Below are 243 nucleotides of genomic sequence, written 5' to 3' on the forward strand. Positions count from 1 at the left end.
GTCCTGGCCGGCGACGTGAAGGACGTGCTGCTGCTCGACGTGACCCCGCTGACCCTCGGCATCGAGACCCTGGGCGGTGTGATGACCGGTCTGATCGAGAAGAACACCACCATCCCGACCAAGAAGTCGCAGGTGTTCTCCACCGCCGACGACAACCAGGGCTCGGTGACCATCCACGTGCTGCAGGGCGAGCGCAAGCAGGCCGCGCAGAACAAGTCGCTGGGCAAGTTCGACCTGGCCGAC

1 protein-coding gene is annotated in these 243 nt (G+C 65.4%); it reads left to right on the forward strand.

What is annotated here, in order from left to right:
• A partial coding sequence (locus tag B8W69_RS29685) for an Hsp70 family protein (RefSeq protein ID WP_165762741.1) occupies window positions 1-243 on the forward strand: 243 nt, incomplete at both ends.

Origin of the sequence: Mycolicibacterium vulneris, from assembly GCF_002104765.1 — a bacterium.
In the GTDB taxonomy this organism is placed as follows: Bacteria; Actinomycetota; Actinomycetes; order Mycobacteriales; family Mycobacteriaceae; genus Mycobacterium; species Mycobacterium vulneris.